The organism is Streptococcus lactarius (genome assembly GCF_016642265.1).
GTDB classification, from domain to species: Bacteria; Bacillota; Bacilli; order Lactobacillales; family Streptococcaceae; genus Streptococcus; species Streptococcus lactarius.
Genome location: NZ_MRXX01000005.1, coordinates 66167 through 68760, shown reverse-complemented (window position 1 = coordinate 68760; position 2594 = coordinate 66167). Strand labels below are relative to the sequence as shown.

The 2594-nt window shown below is 43.4% G+C and carries 1 protein-coding gene; it reads right to left on the bottom strand.

The genetic code is table 11. The features are described from left to right. Window positions 1-370: 370 nt before the first annotated feature. Window positions 371-2215: an APC family permease gene (locus BTU61_RS04325; protein ID WP_200772475.1), complete on the bottom strand. Its 1845-nt coding sequence runs from the start codon at window positions 2213-2215 to the stop codon at window positions 371-373. Between the last annotated feature and the right edge of the window lie 379 nt (window positions 2216-2594).

Genomic DNA, 2594 nt, shown 5'->3' with positions numbered 1-2594 from the left:
ACTCAACCACTGCGTCTTACTCGACAATCCAAAGACAATTGGGAGGCTAGGACTTTTGTCCCAGCCTCCTTTAATTGTAGACAAGTTATATTTCACATAAAGCAACCTAAGCGATGCTGATAAAATTAAAATGAGAAAGGAACTATTCAGGTGGTTCAAACATTCACTGAAACTTTCCGCCGTGAGAAAAGTGCTAGAAACAATAACGTTTCTAGCACTCGGGAGTTTTGGAACCTTAGGTCCAAAACTAAGTCATGGAACTTCGAAGAAGTTCGCTGACGTCCGTACTCACCTAAGGAAAGTTTCTAAGACAACTTTGCTTTCAATCCGAAATGCCTGCTAGAACAGACATCTTTGGAAGACCATACGATCATTGTGACAAATGGTAAGAATAGCTGGCGACGACGACTTCTTCGTGCCAACGAAGAGCATACTTCAATTTCAAACTCATTTGGTTGTGCAAAATATTTTGCCAATGCTTCTTAGGAATGAATTGGGGAACCAAAACGGTAACGGTATTACCTTTGGCTTTTGCTTCTTCAGCTACTTTTGCAACAAATTCAACGGTTGGCTGGATAATATCCCGATAGCTGGTCATGACATTTTCAAAACGAATATCTGGGAAGTAATGCTTGAATTCTTCAGCTACTTCCGTATCCTTAGCCTTGGTTTCTTCTGTAGAAACGTGCATGGCCACGATGTCATTTCCCAAACTGCTGGCATAACTCATCGCTCCAACACTTACTTGGGTCACATTTCCGACAAGAACGATGACGGTATTGCCAGCATAGTCTGTTTTTTCGATCTTTGCACCTAAGCGTAATTGAGCAGCAACCTTATCATAGTGGCTACGAATTCTTAAGAACATCCATAGCAAGAGCCCAATAATAGGGAAGAAGGGCCAGATTTCACGCAAACGGAAGAGCAATAGAATCAAGACAATGCCGTAACAGATAGCAGCACCAAGGATATTGGCGATCGAATACTTGAGAAATCCTCTTTGGTATTGGCGTTTCCAGTGAATGACCATCCCTGTTTGAGAAAGGGCAAACGGAATGAACACCCCAATGGTATAAAGAGGAATCAAACTTTCTGTTTGGCCATCAAAGATCAGAAGCAAGACGATGGCTCCAATCGCCAAGGTTAAGATCCCATTGGAATAGCCCAGACGATCCCCTTTTTCCATATACATGTGTGGCATATATTTGTTTTTAGCCATATTAAAGGCCAACATAGGAAAGGCTGAAAAACCAGTATTAGCCGCAACTGCCAGGATCAAGGCTGTTGATAATTGGAAAATATAGAAGAAAGCTTGTCCAACTGGAGAGTTGCCTAAAATAGCTCGGGCCATTTGAGCCAAGGTCGTCACATTTTTAGCAGGGACCACACCAACCCAGTAATTGAGGAAGGTAATTCCTGCAAACATGATCCCCAAAATCAAGGCCATGATGGTCAACGTCGACGCCGCATTCTTGGCTTTTGGTTTTTTAAAGAAAGGAACCGAATTGGAGATGGCTTCAACCCCTGTCAGAGAGGCAGATCCACTGGTGAAGGCCCGCAACAAAAGGATAACACTAACACCTGAAATGGTTTGCCCCACATGGGCTGTCGCGTTATAAGGCAATTGGCCAGTCAAGATTTGGACAAAGCCATAGCCAACTAAGGCAATGGTACTGACAATAAAAAGATAAACCGGAACCATCAAGGAAGAAGCCGATTCACGAAGACCCCGCAGGTTCATCAGCATCAAGATCAAGACCAACAGGATGGAAATATGAAGGTTGTATGGATGCAAGGCTGGGATGGCTGAGGTAATGGCATCTGCACCTGATGAAACAGATACCGCTACCGTCAACATATAGTCGACCAAGAGGCTCCCACCTGCAATCAGCCCCGCTTTGGGAGACAGGTTCTCCGAAGTTACCATGTAGGCTCCACCCCCTTGAGGGTAGGCATGAATAACTTGACGGTAGGAAATAGTCAAGCTAGCTAAGAGAATTAGCACCACAACCCCAATTGGAAGAGACCACCAAATGGCTCCTGCTGATACCGTCATCAAGACCAACACGACCTGTTCAGGACCGTAAGCAATAGAGGAAAGGGCGTCACTCGAGAGCATGGCCAAAGCCTGCATTTTTCCAAGCAAGCCTCCTTCAGCTTCCGCACCAGATTTCAAAGGGCGACCAATAAACCATTTTTTTAATGTTGAAAACATAAAAAACTCCTTGAAAAAGATCTAGAGGCTGAAAAATCTCCAACCTCTGAGCAATCATCGTCATCTTACAAGCCAACTGCGTCTTTCTGACGATTCATAGCTCAAAGAGTAGGACAAACTATACCTGCAAGCACAAGAGCCTACCCTACTTTCACTTTTCATAAAACTGGGGTTATTCTACTCTTTTTTTTTATAGCTGTCAACTTATAGCATGAAATTATTGTGAAAATTTCATAAAGTTTATATTTTGTCCATCTCTTAAACCGACCCTAGCTCGGTCAGCTTCTTATCAAAATTTCCAAGCAAAAACGAGGCTGGGACAAAAGTCCTAGCCTCTCAATTATTTTTAGATTGTCGAGCAAGACGAAGTGGTTGAGTG

Excerpts from the sequence above, each read along its gene's own strand:
- BTU61_RS04325 (WP_200772475.1), bottom strand. The coding sequence starts at position 2,215 with ATGTTTTCAACATTAAAAAAATGGTTTATTGGTCGCCCTTTGAAATCT.